Consider the following 19,597-nt stretch of genomic DNA (forward strand, 5'->3'; position numbering starts at 1 on the left):
ACATGCCATGAGCGCCGAGGACCTCGAAAAGTACGAGACCGAGATGGAGCTGAAGCTCTACCGGGAGTACCGCGATGTCGTCGGTCTGTTCAAATACGTGATCGAGACCGAGCGGCGCTTCTATCTGACCAACGACTACGAGATGCAGGTGCACTCGGTCCAGGGTGAGGTGTTCTTCGAGGTGTCCATGGCGGATGCCTGGGTGTGGGACATGTACCGGCCGGCTCGGTTCGTGAAGCAGGTCCGGGTGCTCACGTTCAAGGACGTGAACATCGAGGAGCTGAACAAGAGCGATCTCGAGCTGCCGAGCGGGTGAGCGTCCTCCGCGGGGGTGACGGAGTTTTCCACAACCGGTGAGTAGTTCACCAAGATCAACATGATCTGCTCGATTGCGTGACGGTTGGCGCCGGAGGTGGTGCCGACATGAACGCACGAGGTGGACTCGGCAGGTACGGCGAAGACCTGGCCGCACGGCGACTGGCCGCGGTCGGGATGACGGTCCTGGAGCGCAACTGGCGCTGTGGACGCACAGGTGAGATCGACATCGTGGCGAGGGACGGCGACGTCCTGGTGGTCTGCGAGGTGAAGACCCGAAGGGCCGGGCCCTTCGAGCATCCGATGGCGGCGATCACGCCCGCCAAGACCGATCGCCTGCGCCGCCTGGCGGAACGCTGGGTGCAGGAGCACGGAGGAGCCCCGCCGGGAGGCGTCCGCATCGACCTCATCGGAGTCGTCCTGCCCCGCCGCGGCGCCGCCGTCGTCGAGCACGCGCGGGGGGTGGCCTGACATGGGGTTCGCTCGTACGTGCTCGGTGGCCCTGGTCGGCGTCGAGGGCGTCGTCGTCGAGGTCCAGGCCGACCTGGAACCCGGGGTCGCCGCGTTCACGCTGGTCGGGTTGCCGGACAAGAGCCTGACGGAGAGTCGGGATCGGGTTCGGGCTGCGGTGGTGAATTCGGGGGCGGAGTGGCCCGCCAAGAAGCTGACGGTGGGGCTCAGCCCGGCGTCGGTGCCGAAGGCGGGCAGCGGCTTCGATCTGGCCGTCGCATGTGCCGTTCTCGGCGCCGCCGAACGGATCGATCCACGAGTGCTCGCCGACATCGTGATGATCGGAGAGCTGGGGCTGGACGGCAGGGTGCGCCCGGTGCGGGGCATCCTGCCCGCCGTGCTGGCCGCGGCCGACGCGGGCTATGAGCAGGTGGTCGTGCCCGAGTGCGCCGCCGCCGAGGCCACCTTGGTGCCCGGCGTGTCCGTACTGGGTGTGCGCAGCCTGCGCCAGTTGATCGCCGTTCTCGCCGACGAGCCCGTGCCGGAGGAGGAACCGGAGGAACAGGGCCGCCCCGACCCACTCCTGGCCGGCCTGCGCGTACCCGGCACAGGTGCGGCCACGGGCATGCACAGCATGGGCACCGCGCAACCCGACCACGGCCATGACCTCGCCGATGTCGTCGGCCAGATCTCGGCGCGTACGGCTGTGGAGGTCGCCGCGGCGGGCGGCCACCACCTGTTTCTCGAAGGACCGCCAGGTGCCGGGAAGACCATGCTCGCGGAGCGGCTGCCCGCCATCCTGCCCCGGCTCAGCCGGCAGGAGTCGCTGGAGGTCACGGCGGTGCACTCGGTGGCAGGCCTGCTGCCGCCGGGCAAACCCCTGATCGACGTCGCCCCGTACTGCGCCCCGCACCACTCGGCGACGATGCAGGCGCTCGTCGGTGGCGGCGCCTCCATCGCCCGGCCCGGTGCGGTGTCGCTCTCCCACCGGGGCGTGCTCTTCCTGGACGAGACGCCGGAGTTCAGCAGTCAGGCCCTGGACGCCCTGCGGCAGCCGCTGGAAGCGGGGCACGTCGTGATCGCGCGCAGCGCCGGCGTCGTGCGCTTCCCGGCGAAGTTCCAGATGGTGCTCGCGGCCAACCCCTGCCCGTGCGGGCGGTTCTCCGTGAAGGACGACTTCTGCGACTGCCCGCCGTCGTCGATCCGCCGCTACCAGGCCAGGCTGTCCGGCCCGCTCCTGGACCGGGTCGACCTCCGGGTCGAGGTGGACCGCGTCACGAGGGCACAGCTGACCGAGCGCGGCGCCCGCGGCGAATCCACGGCGACGGTCGCCGACCGGGTGCGCGGCGCCAGGGAGCGGGCGGCGGCCCGCCTGGCCGGCACCCCATGGCGCACCAACAGCGAAGTCCCCGGACGTGAGCTGCGCAGCCGGTGGTTCGCCGCCCGCGGAGCCATGGACGAAGCGGAACGGAACCTCGAGCGGGGCGTACTCACCGCTCGCGGACTGGACCGTGTGCTGCGCGTCGCCTGGACCGTCGCCGACCTCCTCGGCCACGACCGGCCCGATGCGACCGATGTCGCCCTGGCCCTGCAACTGCGCACCGGGGTGCCCCGCGGTGTGCCCATGGCCATCGGGGCCATGACGTGAACGGTGGCGACGACCCGGCCGACGAACTGCTCGCCCGTGTCTTCCTCAGCCGCGTCATCGAGCCCGGCGACGAGGTCGGTGGGCGGTGGGTGCGGGAGTTGGGGGCTGTGGAGGTGGCCCGGGTTTTGCGGGAGGGTGGGCCACAGCTTGCCGGGGTTACCGACAAGCGGTGGGCCGGGTTGCGGGCCAGGGCTCAGGTGGCCGAGCCTCGGCGGGATCTTGGCGTTGCCCGGGACGCGGGGGTGCGGTTCGTGTCGCCGGGGGATGCCGAGTGGCCCGGGCAGTTGGATGATCTGGGTGATGCCCGGCCGCTGGGGCTGTGGGTGCGTGGGCGGCCCAGCCTGCGGATATGGGCGCTGAGGTCGGTCGCCGTGGTGGGCGCGCGGGCCTGCACGGAGTACGGCGCGCACATGGCCGTCACGCTCGCCGCCGGGCTGGCCGAGCGCGGGTGGGTGGTCGTGTCCGGCGGGGCCTACGGAGTGGACGGCGCCGCACACCGCGGTGCCCTCGGCGCCGGCGGTGCCACCGTCGCCGTACTCGCCTGCGGAGTCGACCGGCCCTACCCGCGCGGACACACCGAGTTGATCACCAGGATCGCCGAACAGGGGCTGGTGATCGGCGAGTTGCCGCCCGGTGATCATCCGACGCCGAGCAGATTCGTGCTGCGGAACAGGGTGATCGCCGCGCTCACCCGGGGCACCGTGGTCGTGGAGGCCGCCTATAGGAGCGGATCGCTGGTCACGGCACGGGCCGCGCAGCGGCTGGGGCGGTTCACGATGGGTGTACCCGGGCCGGCCACCAGCGGACTCTCGGCAGGGGTGCACGAACTTCTGCGCGCAGACGCCGTGCTGGTCACCGACGCCGCGGATGTCGTGGAGCTGGTCGGCGACATGGGTGAGCTGGCCCCGGACCGGCGAGGTCCCGTGCTGCCGCGGGACCTGCTGGAACCGGGCGCCCGCCGGGTGCTGGCCGCCCTGCCCGCCCGCCGTGCCGCGGCGGCGGACGAGATCGCGCGCGGCGCGCAGACGACGGAGGACGACACGATCGCGAGACTGTACGAACTCCGAGCACTTGGTTACGTCGAACGACACGGCGACGGCTGGAAGTTGACACGCCAGGCAATGATCTCCGTCCGTGACGGTCGGCACGGCTGCTGACCGAGCGTGTTCGGCCGTCCGGGGGAACCCCGACGGCCTTGGGATTTCCCGCAGTTGGCGCCCGCCGGTGATCACGTAGAGCGATCACCGTGACCCGGCGGTGCGTCCAGCGGAACGTATCTGCGCACGCCTTCAGCCCTGCCGTTCGCGCACTGCGACACTTCAGTCACGCTACGCTCACGAGATCCGGGCGCAGACCGGTAACTCCACACCAGATCGACAGTTCACCCAGGCACCCCCACTTCACGGCAGAACGGCACAAGGCAACGAATGCCCCAGCACACTTCCGGGTCCGACCGGGCGGCGATCCCCCCAGCCGCCCGTGACGGTGGCAGCGTGCGGCCGCCCGCTCCCTCGACGCTCGACGAGTTGTGGCGGTCGTACAAGGCGACGGGGGACGAGCGGCTGCGCGAGCAGCTGATCCTGCACTACTCACCGCTCGTGAAGTACGTCGCCGGCCGGGTGAGCGTGGGGCTGCCGCCCAATGTCGAACAGGCGGACTTCGTCTCCTCCGGGGTGTTCGGACTGATCGACGCGATCGAGAAGTTCGACATCGACCGGGAGATCAAGTTCGAGACGTACGCGATCACCCGGATCCGGGGCGCGATGATCGACGAGCTGCGGGCACTGGACTGGATTCCGCGGTCGGTGCGGCAGAAGGCGCGCAACGTGGAGCGGGCGTACGCGACGCTGGAGGCGAAGCTCAGGCGGACGCCGTCGGAGGGGGAGGTGGCCGCCGAGATGGGGATCGCGGTGGACGAACTCCACTCGGTCTTCAGCCAGTTGTCGCTGGCCAACGTGGTGGCGCTGGAGGAGCTGCTGCATGTGGGGGGTGAGGGGGGCGACCGGCTGAGCCTCATGGACACGCTGGAGGACACCGCCGCGGACAACCCCGTGGAGGTGGCCGAGGACCGGGAGCTGAGGCGGTTCCTGGCGCGGGCGATCAACACGTTGCCCGAGCGGGAGAAGACCGTGGTCACGCTGTACTACTACGAGGGCCTCACGCTCGCCGAGATCGGGAACGTGCTGGGGGTGACCGAGAGCCGGGTCAGCCAGATCCACACCAAGTCCGTGCTCCAGCTGCGGGCGAAGCTGGCGAGTTTCGGCCGCTGAGCGAGGGAGCGGGCGGGAGTGACTCCCCTCGCGGGCGGTGCGTCCGTACAGTGTTTGACGTGCCAAGGATTCGAGCGGCCTCTGTGGCCGAGCACCGGTCGATGCAGCGAGCCGCCCTGCTGGACGCGGCTCGGTCTTTGCTGTCCGAGGGTGGGACGGAGGCGCTGACCTTTCCGGCCCTCGCCGAGCGGACGGGGCTTGCGCGGTCGTCCGTGTACGAGTACTTCCGGTCGCGGGCCGCCGTGGTCGAGGAGCTGTGCGAGGTCGACTTTCCCGTGTGGGCGGCGGAGGTGTCGGCGGCGATGGAGCGTGCCGGTACGCCTGAGGGCAAGGTCGAGGCGTATGTGCGGCAGCAGCTGGCGCTGGTCGGGGACCGGCGGCACCGGGCCGTGGTCGCGATCTCCGCGAGTGAGCTGGATGCGGGGGCCCGGGAGAAGATCCGGGCCGCGCATGGGGGGCTGGTCGCGATGATCGTCGAGGCGTTGGGGGAGTTGGGGCACGCGGAGCCTCGGCTTGCTGCGATGTTGCTGCAGGGTGTGGTGGATGCGGCTGTGCGGCGGATTGAGCTGGGCGCCGCGGAGGAGCCTTCGGCGATTACGGATGCGGCTGTTGCCATGGCGTTGCGGGGTGTGCGCGGCTAGCGGCTGAGTGGGGGCTGGGCGGGGGTGGGTCGAGCGGCCCGGCGCTTGCGGGGTGCCGCCTGCGCCCACCCGTGCCGCCCCAAGCGTCACGACTGCCCGCAGGCTGAGGGCATCACTCCTCGCCTGCTGGGTGGGCGCCGCCCTCGCGGCACGACTGCCCGCAGCTAGTGCACAGGTAGAGGTGCGTCCAGGACCGGTAGAAGCCTTGATGGGCCCCTGCGCAGGAGCCACGGTGGCAGTAGCTTCAGTGGGTCCAGGTACGTCTCGTCCCTGAGCAGGCCCCAGTGGATGCATCTCGTCGTGCAGTGCGAGCCGCCTGCCTCCACCGTCCCCACCACCTCGCCCGCCTCCACCTCGTCGCCCTTCTTCACCGAAGGGTTCACCGGTTCGTAGGTCGTTCGCAGGGGCGGGGCGCCTGTGTCTGACAGTTCCACCGAGACTGCTCCTTTTCCGGCCACTCGGCCCGCGAAGGACACCCGGCCCGGTGCCACCGCTCGCACGGGTGTGCCGGGGGTGGCCGTGAGGTCGATGCCGCGGTGGCCGCGGCCGTATGTCGTCGCCGGAGGCTCCCAGCCTCGTACCACCGAAGGGCGTACGCCCACCGGCCAGGTGCGGGCGATGGCCGGGACCGGGTGGTCGGGGGCCGGAGGTGCCGTGGGCGCGGTGGCCGGGGTGTCGGCCCGTGCGACGGGCACCAGGGCCGCGAGGGCCAGGACGAGCAGGAGGCCCGCCCAGGTGACCGCGGATCGTTTCGCTTGCGCAGGTGACATGGGGGAACGGTCCCGCACAGCGGCCGATCATGGCCGGGACCTGTGGACTACTCCCGGGTTGTGGACAGCGGCGTCACCCGGTACCTCGCGGGTCCCGTACACTTCTTCTGGCGATCCGGGTCACCGGGTCGACTTCGCACGCCCCGACACAGCGACCGGAAACGGTCCCTGTGTCAGCGCTCCTCGGTCCTTCGTGGCACGGCGCATGTGGGCGTCAGGCGCGAGTGCTGATCCGGCACTCGCGGCACAACCGAGAAACTCAAGGAGAACGGCCATGGCCGTCGTCACGATGCGGGAGCTGCTGGAAAGCGGCGTCCACTTCGGTCACCAGACCCGTCGTTGGAACCCGAAGATGAAGCGGTTCATCTTCACGGAGCGCAACGGCATCTACATCATCGACCTGCTCCAGTCGCTGTCGTACATCGACCGCGCCTACGAGTTCGTCAAGGAGACCGTCGCCCACGGCGGCACGGTCATGTTCGTCGGTACGAAGAAGCAGGCGCAGGAGGCCATCGCCGAGCAGGCCACCCGCGTCGGCATGCCCTACGTCAACCAGCGCTGGCTGGGCGGCATGCTCACCAACTTCTCGACCGTCTACAAGCGTCTGCAGCGCCTCAAGGAGCTCGAGCAGATCGACTTCGAGGACGTCGCGGCCTCGGGTCTGACCAAGAAGGAGCTTCTCGTGCTCTCGCGCGAGAAGGCCAAGCTGGAGAAGACCCTCGGTGGTATCCGCGAGATGCAGAAGGTGCCCAGCGCCGTCTGGATCGTGGACACCAAGAAGGAGCACATCGCGGTCGGCGAGGCCCGGAAGCTCAACATTCCGGTCGTCGCCATCCTCGACACCAACTGCGACCCCGACGAGGTCGACTACAAGATCCCGGGCAACGACGACGCGATCCGCTCCGTCACCCTGCTCACCCGTGTGATCGCCGACGCCGTCGCCGAGGGCCTCATCGCCCGTTCCGGCGTGGCGACGGAGGGCAAGGGCGAGAAGGCCGCGAGCGAGCCGCTCGCCGAGTGGGAGCGCGACCTGCTCGAGGGTGAGAAGAAGGCCGAGGAGGCCGCTCCGGCCGCCGAGGCCGCTGCTGAGGCGCCGGCTGCCGAGGCTCCCGCCGCCGAGGCCGAGGCGCCCGCTGCTGAGGCTCCCGCCGCCGAGACCGAGGCCCCTGCCGCTGAGGCTCCCGCCGCCGAGGTTGCCGAGGCTGCTCCGGCCGCCGAGGGCGAGCAGGCCTGACCCTCTGGGTCGTAGGGCCGTATGGCTGAAAGTGACGGCGGGTGGCGTCGACCACGCCACCCGCCGTTCACCCGCAGCCTCTAGATCTGCGGAGTCCGCAGATCTTCGTAGCCCGTAGATCTTCGGCGTACGCCGCTCAAGCCGCGGCCGCCGCCGACTTCGAGACTTCGAACTCCGAGAAGAGATTCACAGATCATGGCGAACTACACCGCCGCCGACGTCAAGAAGCTCCGTGAGCTCACCGGCGCCGGCATGATGGACTGCAAGAAGGCGCTGGACGAGGCCGATGGCAACGTCGAGAAGGCCGTCGAGGCGCTCCGTATCAAGGGCCAGAAGGGCGTCGCCAAGCGCGAGGGCCGCTCCGCCGAGAACGGCGCCGTGGTCTCCGTCATCGCCGACGACAACTCCTCCGGCGTCCTGGTCGAGCTGAAGTGCGAGACGGACTTCGTCGCCAAGGGTGAGAAGTTCCAGGCCGCCGCGAACGCGATCGCCGAGCACGTCGCCAAGACCGCTCCGGCCGACCTCGAGGCGCTGCTCGCCTCCGAGATCGAGCCCGGCAAGACCGTTCAGGCGTTCGTCGACGAGGCCAACGCCAACCTGGGCGAGAAGATCGTCCTGGACCGCTTCGCGCAGTTCGCCGACGGCTTCGTGACGGCGTACATGCACCGCACGATGCCCGACCTGCCGCCGCAGATCGGTGTCCTCGTCGAGCTCGACAAGCCGAACGCCGAGGTCGCCAAGGGCGTCGCCCAGCACATCGCCGCCTTCGCGCCGAAGTACCTCTCCAAGGAGGACGTCCCGGCCGAGGTCGTCGAGTCCGAGCGCCGTGTCGCCGAGGAGACCACCCGCGCCGAGGGCAAGCCCGAGGCCGCCCTGCCGAAGATCGTCGAGGGTCGCCTCAACGGCTTCTTCAAGGACGCCACGCTGCTGGGCCAGCCGTACGCGCTCGACAACAAGAAGTCCGTCCAGAAGATCCTGGACGAGGCCGGTGTCACCCTGAAGCGCTTCTCGCGCATCAAGGTCGGCATCTGAGTCCGTACCGCGATCGACGCGCGACCCCGATAGGGTCGACAGCAGTCGTCCGCGGACGACGTCGCGCACGCGTGCGTGGCGGACGACAGCAGATCTGACGAGGAGGCCATTGCCGCACATGGGAGCACCCACCCCATCGGCAATGGCCTTCTTCGTATGTGCGACACGTTAAGAGGCGAGATCTCCATGACCACCAAGCCCCAGAAGAGCGACGACGGCAAAGTACGCGGCCGGTTCATGCTGAAGCTGTCCGGAGAGGCGTTCTCCGGCGGCGGGGGCCTGGGCGTCGACCCTGACGTGGTGCACAAGATCGCCCGCGAGGTCGCGGCCGTCGTGCGCGACGGGGCGCAGATCGCGGTCGTCATCGGCGGCGGCAACTTCTTCCGCGGCGCCGAACTGCAGCAGCGCGGCATGGACCGGGCCCGTTCCGACTACATGGGCATGCTCGGCACCGTGATGAACTGCCTCGCCCTCCAGGACTTCCTGGAGAAGGAGGGCATCGACAGCCGGGTGCAGACCGCCATCACCATGGGGCAGGTCGCCGAGCCGTACATCCCGCTGCGGGCCGTACGGCACCTGGAGAAGGGCCGCGTGGTCATCTTCGGCGCCGGTATGGGCATGCCGTACTTCTCCACCGACACCACCGCCGCCCAGCGCGCCCTGGAGATCGACGCCGAGGCGCTGCTGATGGGCAAGAACGGCGTGGACGGGGTCTACGACTCCGACCCGAAGACCAACCCGGACGCCGTGCGCTTCGACTCCCTCGGCTACGGCGAGGTCATCACCCGTGACCTCAAGGTCGCCGACATGACCGCCATCACCCTGTGCCGCGACAACAAGCTGCCGATCCTCGTCTTCGAGCTTCTGGCCGAGGGCAATATCGCGCGCGCCGTCAAGGGTGAGAAGATCGGCACGCTTGTGGGTGACCAAGACAGCCAGGGCTGATGACCCTGACCGGGGGATGGACAATGTTCTGCCGGTCGGGAAACGTGCAGAAGGAAGACGCGACGCAGCCGGCCGCCGCCCCCCGCAAGGAACCGCAGCCGGGCCTACTCAAGACACGCAGGAGCAAGTGGTGATCGAAGAGACCCTCCTCGAGGCCGAGGAGAAGATGGAGAAGGCCGTCGTGGTCGCCAAGGAGGACTTCGCCGCGATCCGCACCGGCCGTGCGCACCCGGCGATGTTCAACAAGATCGTGGCCGACTACTACGGGGCGCCGACGCCGATCAACCAGCTGGCTTCGTTCTCCGTGCCGGAGCCGCGCATGGCGGTGGTGACCCCGTTCGACAAGAGCGCGCTGCGCAACATCGAGCAGGCGATCCGCGACTCCGATCTGGGCGTCAACCCGAGCAACGACGGCAACATCATCCGAGTGGTGTTCCCCGAGCTCACCGAGGAGCGCCGCCGCGACTACATCAAGGTCGCCAAGTCCAAGGCCGAGGACGCGCGGGTGTCCATCCGCTCCGTCCGCCGCAAGGCCAAGGACGCCGTCGACAAGGCGATCAAGGACGGCGACATCGGCGAGGACGAGGGCCGCCGTGCGGAGAAGGAGCTCGACGACACCACCCACAAGTACGTCGCACAGGTGGACGAGCTTCTCAAGCACAAGGAAGCGGAGCTGCTCGAGGTCTGATGAACGACTCTTCCTGGGGGGCGCCACCACAAGCCGGGTACTGGGTGCCGTCCGACCGCGGGCCTGTCCAAGGGGCTGCCCCGGCGGGTCCCGCGTACGATGCGCACAACGCGCAGCAGACTCGCCCCATGCCCATCGTGCCCGACGTACCCGCGTATGGCGGGAACCAGGATGACGACCGGGGGGCCGCTCGGCTGGGCGGCCCCTTGTTCCGCGACGACACGCCGCAGACGTCGTCCTATGGGACGCCCGACGGGACGTCCTATCGGGCGGCGCAGCAGAATCCGGAGCCCATGCCCGACGCCCCGCAGCCGGCGCCCGCACCGCAGAAGAAGAGCGCGGGCAGGGACCTGGGTGCGGCCATAGGGGTCGGGGTCGGGCTCGGTGCGGTGATCATCGCGTCGCTGTTCGTCGTCAAGGCCGTGTTCGTCGGTGTGATCGCGGTCGCCGTCGTGGTGGGCCTCTGGGAGCTGACGTCCCGGCTGCAGGAGCGCAAGGCCATCAAGGCGCCCCTCGTGCCGCTCGCGGTCGGCGGTGCGGCGATGGTCGTCGCCGGGTACGTCCGCGGTGCCGAGGGCGCGTGGGTGGCGATGGCGCTCACCGCGCTGGCGGTGCTGGTCTGGAGGATGACGGAACCGCCCGAGGGCTACCTCAAGGACGTCACGGCGGGCGTCTTCGCGGCCTTCTACATCCCCTTCCTCGCCACGTTCGTCGCGATGATGCTCACCGCGGACGACGGTGCGCGGCGGGTGCTGACGTTCCTGCTGCTGGCCGTCGTCAGCGACACGGGCGCGTACGCCGTCGGCTGGCGCTTCGGCAGGCACAAGCTCGCTCCGCGCATCAGCCCCGGCAAGACCCGCGAGGGCCTGCTCGGCGCGGTCGCCTTCGCGATGGCGGCGGGCGCGCTGTGCATGGAGTTCCTGATCGACGACGGCACCTGGTGGCAGGGCCTGCTGCTGGGCCTCGCCGTCGCGGCCAGCGCCACGCTCGGCGACCTCGGCGAGTCCATGATCAAGCGGGACCTGGGCATCAAGGACATGGGCACGCTGCTGCCCGGTCATGGCGGCATCATGGACCGGCTGGACTCGCTGCTGCCGACCGCTCCCGTGGTGTGGCTGCTGATGGTGCTGTTCGTCGGATCTGCCTGACGGCACGGCATCAGGACATTCGAAGAGCCCTCGCCCCAGCCCTGGGGCGAGGGCTCTTGGCGTGCCGGTCCGCGCGGTGGGACGATTCGGTTGTAAGCCCTCGAAGAGGGTCACTCCGGAACCCTCGAAGGGGCCGCCCTGGAAGGGGGCACCATGTCAGGCTTCCGAGAAACGATCGTCGTCGATCGCAGTCCCGAGGATGTCTACGCCTACCTCAGCGACGCCTCCCACCTGCCGGAGTGGCAGGAGAGTGCGGTCGCGGCGGAGCAGGTCGAGGAGGGCCCGCTGGGTGTCGGTTCCCATATGAGGGTCACCCGGCACATCGGCCGTCGTGACATTCCGATGACCATGGAGGTCACCGAGTACGATCCGCCGCGGATCTGGGGTCTGCGGGGCATCGACGGGCCCGTCAGGGGCCATGTCCACGGCGAGATCGACCCGCTCGACGAGGGCCGCCGCTCCCGCGTGACCTTGGAGGTCGACTTCGAAGGGCACGGCATCGGCAGGCTCCTCGTGCCCCTGGTCGTCCGTCCTCAGGTCCGCAAGGAGCTCCCGCGCAACGAGCAGCACCTCAAGGACCGGCTGGAAAACCCCACCCCATAGCCCGTCCGTAGCCCGTTCGGGGGCGCGTAAACGATCTGCGACACTTGAGAAATCATGCCCAAGCCCGGAGAACTCACTTTCGTCGCCCCCCGCGGAGCCCAGAAGCCGCCGCGGCATCTTGCCGATCTGTCGCCTGCCGAGCGCAAAGAGGTTGTTGCCGCGATCGGGGAGAAGCCGTTTCGCGCCAAGCAGCTCTCGCAGCACTACTTCGCGCGGTACGCGCACGACCCGGCGCAGTGGACGGACATCCCGGCCGCCGCGCGCGGCAAGCTGCAGGAGGCGCTGCTTCCGGAGCTGATGACGGTCGTACGGCATCTGTCGACGGACCAGGACACCACGCGCAAGACGCTGTGGCGGCTGTTCGACGGGACGCTGGTCGAGTCGGTGCTCATGCGGTATCCGGACCGGGTGACGATGTGCATCAGCTCGCAGGCGGGCTGCGGCATGAACTGCCCGTTCTGCGCCACCGGGCAGGCGGGCCTCGACCGGAATCTGTCCACCGCCGAGATCGTGCACCAGATCGTGGACGGGATGCGGGCGCTCAGGGATGGCGAGATTCCCGGGGGACCCGCGCGGCTGTCCAACATCGTCTTCATGGGCATGGGTGAGCCGCTCGCCAACTACAAGCGGGTTGTGGGTGCCATTCGCGCGCTCACCGACCCTGAACCCGACGGGCTCGGGCTGTCGCAGCGCGGTATCACCGTCTCGACCGTCGGGCTCGTGCCGGCCATCCACCGGTTCGCCGACGAGGGCTTCAAGTGCCGGCTCGCGATCTCGCTGCACGCGCCGGACGACGAGTTGCGCGACACCCTCGTACCGGTCAACACCCGGTGGAAGGTGCGCGAGGTGCTCGAGGCCGGATGGGAGTACGCGGCCCGGTCCGGGCGCCGGCTGTCCATCGAGTACGCGCTGATCCGGGACATCAACGACCAGGCCTGGCGCGGTGACCGGCTCGGGCGGCTGCTCAAGAGCAAGCCCGTGCATGTGAATCTGATCCCGCTGAACCCGACGCCGGGCTCGAAGTGGACGGCCTCCCGGCCGGAGGACGAGAAGGCGTTCGTCGAGGCGATCGCCGCGCATGGTGTGCCGGTGACGGTCCGGGACACCCGTGGTCAGGAGATCGACGGGGCGTGTGGTCAGCTCGCGGCCACCGAGAGGTAGTCTGACCGACGTCGGTACCTCGGTACATCGACGTCGATACAACTTCATATCCGATTCATTTTCCGACAGGGGAGCGCCACAGCGCTGAGAGTGCGGCCGCCAAAGTTCCGGCGGGCCGCAGACCCTCTGAACCTCGCCCAGGTCATTCTGGGTAGGAAGTTCGGTCTTCACTCATGAGAACCACGAACAAGTACATAGCCCTGGCCGTCGGGCTGGGACTCGTCACGCTGTCCGCGTGCGGATCGTCGTCCGGCTCCGCCGGCGGCGACTCCAAGACCGTCACGCTCGTCAGCCACGACTCCTGGGCCGTCTCGAAGAGCGTCATCGCCGAGTTTGAGAAGAAGTCCGGGTTCAAGGTCAAGGTCCTGGAGGACGGCGACGCCGGGCAGGCCGTCAACAAGGCGATCCTGACCAAGGACAACCCACAGGGCGACGTCTTCTTCGGCGTCGACAACACCCTGCTCTCGCGGGCCCTCGACAACGGCCTCTTCCAGTCGTACGAGGCGAAGGGCGCCGACCAGATCAAGCCCGAGTACCGGGTCGACGAGGACAAGCACCGTGTCACGCCGATCGACACCGGCGACATCTGCGTCAACTACGACAAGGCGTACTTCAGCAAGCACAAGCTGACCCCGCCCACCTCCTTCGACGACCTGATCAAGCCTGCGTACAAGAACCTGCTCGTCACCGAGAACGCGTCCACCTCCTCACCGGGACTGGGCTTCCTCCTCGGGACCGCCGCCCAGTACGGCGACGACGGCTGGCAGGACTACTGGAAGAAGCTGAAGGCCAACGGCGTCAAGGTCGTCGACGGCTGGGAGCAGGCCTACAACGAGGAGTTCTCCGGGTCCGCCGGCGGCAAGAAGGCCAAGGCCGACCGGCCGCTCGTCGTCTCGTACGCCTCTTCGCCGCCCGCCGAGGTCATCTACGCCGACCCGAAGCCGGCCACCGCGCCGACCGGCGTCGCGACCGGCACCTGCTTCCGGCAGGTCGAGTACGCGGGGCTGCTGAGCAACGCGGGGAACACCGAGGGCGGCAAGGCGCTCCTCGACTTCATGCTCACCGAGACGTTCCAGGACGACATGCCGCTGAACATGTTCGTCTACCCGGTGCGTGAAGGCGCCCAGGTGCCCGAGGAGTTCACCAAGTACGGTCCGCAGGCCGAGGACCCCGAGACGATGGACCCGGCGAAGATCGCCGACAACCGTGACGACTGGGTCAAGTCATGGACCTCGCTCGTACTGAAGTAGCTGAAGTAGCCCCCGAAGCAGCCTCCGTCCGCCGGAGGTACGCGGCGCGGCTCGCGCTCATGGCCGTGCCCGTCGCGTTCTTCGCGGTCTTCTTCGCCTACCCCGTCGCCGCGATCCTCGCGCGCGGGCTCCATGTCGACGGAGCCTGGCAACTCGCCCGGATCTGGGACGTGGTGGCGCAGTCGGACATCCGTCATGTCCTGTGGTTCACCACCTGGCAGGCCCTCGCCTCCACCGCGCTCACCTTGCTCGTGGCGCTGCCCGGTGCTTACGTCTTCGCCCGTTTCGACTTCCCGGGCAAGCACGTTCTGCGGGCGATCGTCACCGTCCCCTTCGTGCTGCCGACGGTCGTCGTCGGTACGGCGGTCCTCGCGCTGGTGGGCCGTGGCGGGCTGCTGGATGAGCTGTGGGGCGTACGGCTGGACACGACCGTATGGGCGATCCTGCTGGCGCATGTCTTCTTCAACTACGCGGTCGTCGTACGGACCGTCGGCGGGCTCTGGGGGCAACTCGACCCGCGGCAGGAAGAGGCCGCGCGGATGCTCGGGGCGTCGCCGCTCAAGGCCTGGCGCCAGGTCACCCTCCCGGCCCTGGCGCCGGCCGTGGCCGCCGCCACGCTGATGGTGTTCCTGTTCACCTTCACCTCCTTCGGTGTGGTGCAGATCCTCGGCGGACCGGCCTTCTCGACGCTGGAGGTCGAGATCTACCGGCAGACCTCGGAGATCTTCGATCTGTCCACCGCCGCGGTGCTGACGATCATTCAGTTCGTGGCGGTCGGCGCCATCCTCGCGCTGCACGCCTGGACCGTACGGCGGCGGGAGAGCGCCCTGCGGCTGGTGGACGCGTCCGTGACGGCCCGGCGACCGCGCGGGGCGGGCCAGTGGGGGCTGCTGGCGGGCGTCCTCGCCTCCGTCGTCGTACTCCTGCTGCTGCCGTTGGCCGTGCTGGTGCAACGGTCGCTCGACGCACCGGACTTCGGGTACTACCGGGCGCTGATGTCGTCCGACGGCGGTGTCTTCCTGGTGGCGCCGATCGAGGCGATCGGGAATTCGCTGCGGTACGCCGTCGTCGCCACCGTCATCGCCGTGGTGATCGGCTCTCTCGCCGCCGCCGCGCTCACCCGGCGGGACGCGGGCCGGTTCGTGCGCGGGTTCGATGCGCTGCTGATGCTGCCGCTCGGGGTGTCGGCGGTGACGGTCGGCTTCGGGTTCCTGATCGCGCTGGACGAGCCGCCGCTCGATCTGCGGGCCTCCTGGATCCTGGTGCCGCTCGCGCAGGCGCTGGTCGGTGTCCCGTTCGTTGTACGGACCATGCTGCCGGTGCTGCGGGCGGTGGACGCGCGGCTCAGGGAGGCGGCGGCCGTGCTCGGGGCGTCGCCGTGGCGGGTGTGGCGTGAGGTCGATCTGCCGATGGTGCGGCGGGCGTCGCTGATCGCGGCCGGGTTCGCGTTCGCGGTGTCGCTGGGGGAGTTCGGGGCGACCGTGTTCATCGCGCGGCCCGACAACCCGACGCTGCCGGTCGCGGTGGCCAAGCTGCTCGGGCGGGCCGGGGATCTCAACTACGGCCAGGCGATGGCCCTTTCGACGATTCTGATGGTGGTGTGCGCGGTGGCGCTGCTGGTCCTTGAGCGGCTGCGGACCGATCGGACGGGGGAGTTCTGATGCTGCTGTCCATCGACGACGCGACCGTGCGGTTCGGCGGGCGGGCCGTGCTCGACGCCGTCGGCCTGGAGGTCGCCGAGCACGAGATCGTGTGCGTGCTCGGGCCCAGCGGCAGCGGCAAGTCGACCCTGCTGCGGGCGGTGGCGGGGCTGCAACACCTCGATTCCGGGCGGGTGTTGCTCGACGGTCGCGACCAGGTGGGGGTGCCCGCGCATCGGCGTGGGGTCGGGTTGATGTTCCAGGACCATCAGCTGTTCCCGCAGCGGGACGTGGGCGGCAATGTGGCCTTCGGGTTGCGGATGCGTGGGGCGTCGAAGGGGCAACAGGCCGAGCGGGTACGGGAGTTGTTGGACCTCGTCGGTCTGCCGGGGGCCGCGCGTCGCGCCGTGGCGTCCCTCTCCGGCGGTGAGCAGCAGCGGGTGGCGCTCGCCCGTGCGCTCGCGCCGCAGCCGCGGCTGCTGATGCTGGACGAGCCGCTGGGGCAGCTCGACCGTTCGCTGCGGGAGCGGCTGGTCGTCGAACTCCGGGAACTCTTCGGCCGGTTGGGTACAACCGTGCTCGCCGTCACCCACGACCAGGGTGAGGCCTTCGCGCTTGCCGACCGGGTCGTGGTGATGCGGGACGGGCGGATCGCCCAGACCGGGACGCCGCTGGAGGTCTGGCAGCGGCCGGTGGACGAGTTCGTGGCGCGATTCCTCGGCTTCGACAATGTGGTCCAGGGGGCGGTCAGCGGGGCGGTCGCGGACACGCCGTGGGGGAAGGTGCCGGTCGGTGAGAGCGCGGCGCAGGGGACACGGACGCTCCTTGTACGGCCCGCCGGGGTACGGCTGGTCTCCGCCGACGCGGGTCTGCGCTGCACGGTGACTGCCCGCACCTTCAAGGGCACCCATGTCGCTGTGCACCTCCAGGCGGGGGACGCGCCGAGGCTCGAGGCGGGGTGTGCGCTGCGGGAGGCGCCGGAGGTGGGGGACGTGGTGGGGGTGGAGTTCGACGCGGCGGAAGTTGTTGTGCTGGCGTGATCCGGGGGCTTGGCGGTGACCGGCGTTGGTGCGGGCCGGGGGTGGGTCGCGTGGCCCGGCGCGGTGGCTGAGGTGAGGTGGGTCGCGCGGCCCGGCGCTTGCGGGGTGCCGCCTGCGCCCACCCGTGCCGCCCCAGGCGGCACGCATGCCCGCAGCTTGGGGCTGGGCGAGGGCATTGATGTGGCCCGCCCCGGGTGCGGGACGGGCCACGGTCGTGCGGTGGTGCCTGGGGGTCAGCGGCTGCTGTTCGTCCCGCGGCGGCGGAAGCCGAAGTAGACGGCGCCGCCGCCTACGGCGACCAGGGCTGCCGCGATGCCGGCGATGATGCCGGTGTTGGAGTTGGCGCCGGTCTCGGCGAGGTTGGAGTCACCGGCCGCCGGGGACGGGGCGCTGCTCGGGGCGTCCGCGGGCGGGGTGCTGTCGCTCTCCGAGGCCGACGGGGTCGGGGTGGGCGTGTCGGACTCGGCCGGGGTGGAGGGGGCGTCCGACGGCGTCGGCGTGGCCGGCGGGGTCGGGTTCTCCTCCTTCTTGCAGGCCGTGGCCGGGGTGACGAGGTTGGGCTTGATGTCCTCGTTCACGTAGGGCGCGGCGTCGACGTGGATGCGGTACTCCGCGTTCGGCTTCCAGTTCTCGGTGAAGGTGATGGTCACACCCTCGCGCGAACCCTTGACCAGCTGCTCGCCGACCTTCTTCAGATCGGCGCCGTTGTTCTGCAGGTACACGGTGACGGTCGCCGGGACACCGGTGGGGTCCACGTCGGTGACGGTGATGACACCCTTGTCACCGTCACACTTGGCGGCGGCCGAGAACTCGCTGATGTCGCAGGCGAGGGCGTTGCCCGCGGAACCGAGCGCGAGCGCGGCCGAGGCGGAGGCGACACCGAGGATGCGCACCGAGCGTGCGACGGTACGGCGGGATAGGGGCAGGACTGCCACGTTTGTCCTTCGTGTGATGCGCAAATGCGGGGGGCTGAGGGGGTGTTGATGGGACACCAACATTCCCAGGAGTCTCACAGATGTATAAGCGCGGCATAAGAACTGTCAACGCATATGCGCGACACGGCCCTCGGCTTTGCCCTCTTATTAACCGCCGACACGTTTCAGCGCCGCCGGAGCCTCCTCGATTCGGTCAACCAGGGCAATTCGGGCCTCCATCGACCGGCCCCGCGCCAGCGCCTGCAGCAGCGGCCAGGTCGGCAGCCGCTCCGTCCAGTGCGCACGGTTCACCAGCACCATGGGCGTGGGCTCGCCCCGCGACTCGTAGTAGTTCGGCGTCGCGTTGTCGAAGATCTCCTGTACGGTCCCGGCGGCACCCGGCAGGAAGACGACACCCGCGGTGGAGCGGGCCAGCAGGCCGTCCTCGCGGGTGGCGTTGGCGAAGTACTTGGCGATGTGCGCGGCGAACGCGTTGGGCGGCTCATGGCCGTAGAACCAGGTCGGGATGCCCACGGAAGGACCGCCGTCCGGCCACCGCTCACGGACCTCGAACGCGGCGCGCGCCCAGTCGGTGATCGACGGGACGAACGTCGGGGTCTTCCCGAGGAGTTGGAGCGCCTCGGTGAGCATCGCGTCGCCGAACGGGGCCGCGTACGCGCCGAGATTCGCCGCCTCCATCGCGCCCGGCCCGCCGCCCGTGGCGACGGTGAAACCGGCACGGGCCAGCTCGCGGCCGAGCCGTGCGGCGCCCGCGTACTCCTCGGTGCCGCGCGCCATCGCATGCCCGCCCATCACGCCCACCACCCGGGCGCCGACGAGGAGTTCGTCGAGCGCGTCCGAGATCGCGTCGTCGTGGATCGCGCGCAGCATGGAGCCGAATATGTCGCCGTCCGACTTGGTCCGCTGGAACCAGGCGTACGCGAGGGCGTCCGGTGTCGCCTCGTACCCCTTGTCGAGCGAGGCGAACAACTCGGCGGGCGAGTAGACGAACCCGCGGTACGGGTCGAAGGGGAGTCCCGGGACCGGCGGGAAGACCAAGGACCCCGAGGCGCGCACATGTGCGGCGGCCTCGGGGTCCATCGGGCAGCCGAGGAAGACGGCGCCCGTGGCGTCCGTGGTCAGCAGGACGTCCGTACGGTCCGTCAGATCGACGGCCTGGACACGGTGATGGGCGAGCGAGCCGAGCGTTGCGACCACCTCGTCGAACTCGGCGAGGGACTCGATCTCACGGTCGTGGGAGCGGTCGAATGTATGGGCGGGTGTGGAGTGCACCCGCCCCATGCTAGGGGCTCCGCCGAGGGGCGGGATGGGTTGTCTTTCGGCTGCGGGTCCGTTGTGGCTGGTCGCGCAGTTCCCCGCGCCCCTTAGGGCGTTGCTGCTAGGTCAGCCTGCTACCGCCGCCGGGTCCATCCAGATGACCTCCCAGGTGTGGCCGTCGAGGTCGTCGAAGGCGCGGCCGTACATGAAGCCCTGGTCCTGGGTCTCGCCGGTGGGGGAACCGCCCAGGGCGAGCGCCTTGTCGACCAGTTCGTCGACCTTCTCGCGGGTCTCCGCGCTCAGCGCGATCAGCACTTGGCTGGTCTTCGTGGCATCCGCGATCTCCTTCTTCGTGAAGGTCGAGTAGAACGATTTCTTGAGCAGCATCGCCACGATCGTGTCGCTGATCACGACCGAGGCCGCGTTCTCGTCGCTGAACTGCTCGTTGATCGAGTAACCCAGCCCCGTGAAGAACTTCTTCGAGGCGTCGAGGTCGTTCACGGGCAGGTTCAGGAAGATCATCTGCTGGTACATCGTGGGCTCTCCCATCGAGTTCGTGTCGTTACGTGG

At 69.6% G+C, this 19,597-nt stretch carries 20 protein-coding genes and 1 riboswitch; of the genes, 16 read left to right on the plus strand and 4 right to left on the minus strand.

What is annotated here, in order from left to right; genetic code table 11:
• Positions 1 to 7 precede the first annotated feature (7 nt).
• The 6 genes from KCH48_RS27275 (at position 8) to KCH48_RS27300 (ending at position 5,324) form a co-directional block, all read left to right on the plus strand.
• Positions 8 to 316: a DUF2469 domain-containing protein gene (locus KCH48_RS27275; protein ID WP_003993268.1), complete on the plus strand. Its 309-nt coding sequence runs from the start codon at positions 8 to 10 to the stop codon at positions 314 to 316.
• Positions 317 to 393: 77 nt separating this feature from the next.
• On the plus strand, positions 394 to 786 hold the full coding sequence (locus tag KCH48_RS27280) for a YraN family protein (RefSeq protein WP_210577482.1): 393 nt from the start codon (positions 394 to 396) through the stop codon (positions 784 to 786).
• A gap of 1 nt (position 787) precedes the next feature.
• Positions 788 to 2,413 (plus strand): YifB family Mg chelatase-like AAA ATPase, encoded by a 1,626-nt coding sequence (locus KCH48_RS27285; RefSeq protein WP_210577484.1) that lies wholly within the window; start codon positions 788 to 790, stop codon positions 2,411 to 2,413.
• Positions 2,410 to 3,570, plus strand: coding sequence for a DNA-processing protein DprA (gene dprA, locus KCH48_RS27290; protein ID WP_210577486.1), 1,161 nt, complete (start codon positions 2,410 to 2,412; stop codon positions 3,568 to 3,570). Before KCH48_RS27285 ends, dprA begins: the two co-directional genes overlap by 4 nt.
• 270 nt (positions 3,571 to 3,840) lie before the next feature.
• A complete protein-coding gene (gene whiG / locus KCH48_RS27295) occupies positions 3,841 to 4,683 on the plus strand; it encodes an RNA polymerase sigma factor WhiG (protein ID WP_210577488.1) in 843 nt (280 codons plus the stop codon).
• Between the two features lie 83 nt (positions 4,684 to 4,766).
• Positions 4,767 to 5,324 carry a TetR/AcrR family transcriptional regulator gene (locus KCH48_RS27300; protein ID WP_210577559.1) on the plus strand — a complete coding sequence of 186 codons (558 nt, stop codon included), beginning with the start codon at positions 4,767 to 4,769 and terminating at the stop codon, positions 5,322 to 5,324.
• 164 nt (positions 5,325 to 5,488) lie between these two features.
• Here the strand turns inward: KCH48_RS27300 and KCH48_RS27305 are convergent, their stop codons facing one another.
• The gene (locus KCH48_RS27305; RefSeq protein ID WP_210577491.1) at positions 5,489 to 6,094 is read right to left on the minus strand and encodes a M23 family metallopeptidase; all 606 of its coding nucleotides are present in this window, start codon (positions 6,092 to 6,094) and stop codon (positions 5,489 to 5,491) included.
• Between the two features lie 274 nt (positions 6,095 to 6,368).
• On the opposite strand from KCH48_RS27305, the gene rpsB reads away from it, so the two are divergent.
• The 10 genes from rpsB (at position 6,369) to KCH48_RS27355 (ending at position 16,835) form a co-directional block, all read left to right on the plus strand.
• On the plus strand, positions 6,369 to 7,328 hold the full coding sequence (gene rpsB / locus KCH48_RS27310) for a 30S ribosomal protein S2 (RefSeq protein WP_210577493.1): 960 nt from the start codon (positions 6,369 to 6,371) through the stop codon (positions 7,326 to 7,328).
• Positions 7,329 to 7,523: 195 nt separating this feature from the next.
• Entirely contained in the window at positions 7,524 to 8,360 is an 837-nt protein-coding gene (tsf, locus tag KCH48_RS27315) for a translation elongation factor Ts (RefSeq protein ID WP_210577495.1), read from the plus strand.
• 186 nt (positions 8,361 to 8,546) lie between these two features.
• Positions 8,547 to 9,305 (plus strand): UMP kinase, encoded by a 759-nt coding sequence (pyrH, locus tag KCH48_RS27320; protein WP_210577497.1) that lies wholly within the window; start codon positions 8,547 to 8,549, stop codon positions 9,303 to 9,305.
• A 130-nt stretch (positions 9,306 to 9,435) separates the two neighbouring features.
• On the plus strand, positions 9,436 to 9,993 hold the full coding sequence (gene frr / locus KCH48_RS27325) for a ribosome recycling factor (RefSeq protein WP_210577498.1): 558 nt from the start codon (positions 9,436 to 9,438) through the stop codon (positions 9,991 to 9,993).
• Positions 9,993 to 11,141 carry a phosphatidate cytidylyltransferase gene (locus KCH48_RS27330; protein WP_210577500.1) on the plus strand — a complete coding sequence of 383 codons (1,149 nt, stop codon included), beginning with the start codon at positions 9,993 to 9,995 and terminating at the stop codon, positions 11,139 to 11,141. The genes frr and KCH48_RS27330 overlap by 1 nt, the downstream gene beginning before the upstream one ends.
• Positions 11,142 to 11,294: 153 nt before the next feature.
• Positions 11,295 to 11,744, plus strand: a complete 450-nt coding sequence (locus tag KCH48_RS27335; protein WP_210577501.1) for an SRPBCC family protein — start codon at positions 11,295 to 11,297, stop codon at positions 11,742 to 11,744.
• A 54-nt stretch (positions 11,745 to 11,798) separates the two neighbouring features.
• Positions 11,799 to 12,905 carry a 23S rRNA (adenine(2503)-C(2))-methyltransferase RlmN gene (gene rlmN, locus KCH48_RS27340; protein ID WP_210577508.1) on the plus strand — a complete coding sequence of 369 codons (1,107 nt, stop codon included), beginning with the start codon at positions 11,799 to 11,801 and terminating at the stop codon, positions 12,903 to 12,905.
• Between the two features lie 57 nt (positions 12,906 to 12,962).
• A riboswitch (TPP riboswitch) is annotated at positions 12,963 to 13,081 on the plus strand.
• The gene (locus KCH48_RS27345) at positions 13,079 to 14,155 is read left to right on the plus strand and encodes a thiamine ABC transporter substrate binding subunit (protein ID WP_210577510.1); all 1,077 of its coding nucleotides are present in this window, start codon (positions 13,079 to 13,081) and stop codon (positions 14,153 to 14,155) included. It overlaps the preceding riboswitch by 3 nt.
• A gap of 59 nt (positions 14,156 to 14,214) precedes the next feature.
• The gene (locus KCH48_RS27350) at positions 14,215 to 15,816 is read left to right on the plus strand and encodes an iron ABC transporter permease (protein ID WP_210577560.1); all 1,602 of its coding nucleotides are present in this window, start codon (positions 14,215 to 14,217) and stop codon (positions 15,814 to 15,816) included.
• Positions 15,816 to 16,835, plus strand: a complete 1,020-nt coding sequence (locus tag KCH48_RS27355) for an ABC transporter ATP-binding protein (RefSeq protein ID WP_210577512.1) — start codon at positions 15,816 to 15,818, stop codon at positions 16,833 to 16,835. Before KCH48_RS27350 ends, KCH48_RS27355 begins: the two co-directional genes overlap by 1 nt.
• A 233-nt stretch (positions 16,836 to 17,068) precedes the next feature.
• Here KCH48_RS27355 and KCH48_RS27360 read toward each other — a convergent pair whose 3' ends face one another.
• The 3 genes from KCH48_RS27360 to KCH48_RS27370 form a co-directional block, all read right to left on the minus strand.
• The gene (locus KCH48_RS27360) at positions 17,069 to 17,770 is read right to left on the minus strand and encodes an LAETG motif-containing sortase-dependent surface protein (protein ID WP_210577514.1); all 702 of its coding nucleotides are present in this window, start codon (positions 17,768 to 17,770) and stop codon (positions 17,069 to 17,071) included.
• A 147-nt stretch (positions 17,771 to 17,917) separates the two neighbouring features.
• Positions 17,918 to 19,051 (minus strand): LOG family protein, encoded by a 1,134-nt coding sequence (locus tag KCH48_RS27365; protein ID WP_210577515.1) that lies wholly within the window; start codon positions 19,049 to 19,051, stop codon positions 17,918 to 17,920.
• A 102-nt stretch (positions 19,052 to 19,153) separates the two neighbouring features.
• Positions 19,154 to 19,561: a VOC family protein gene (locus KCH48_RS27370; RefSeq protein ID WP_210577561.1), complete on the minus strand. Its 408-nt coding sequence runs from the start codon at positions 19,559 to 19,561 to the stop codon at positions 19,154 to 19,156.
• Positions 19,562 to 19,597 lie beyond the last annotated feature (36 nt).

The sequence above is a fragment of the Streptomyces sp. GESEQ-4 genome (assembly GCF_017948455.1).
Lineage (GTDB): Bacteria > Actinomycetota > Actinomycetes > Streptomycetales > Streptomycetaceae > Streptomyces.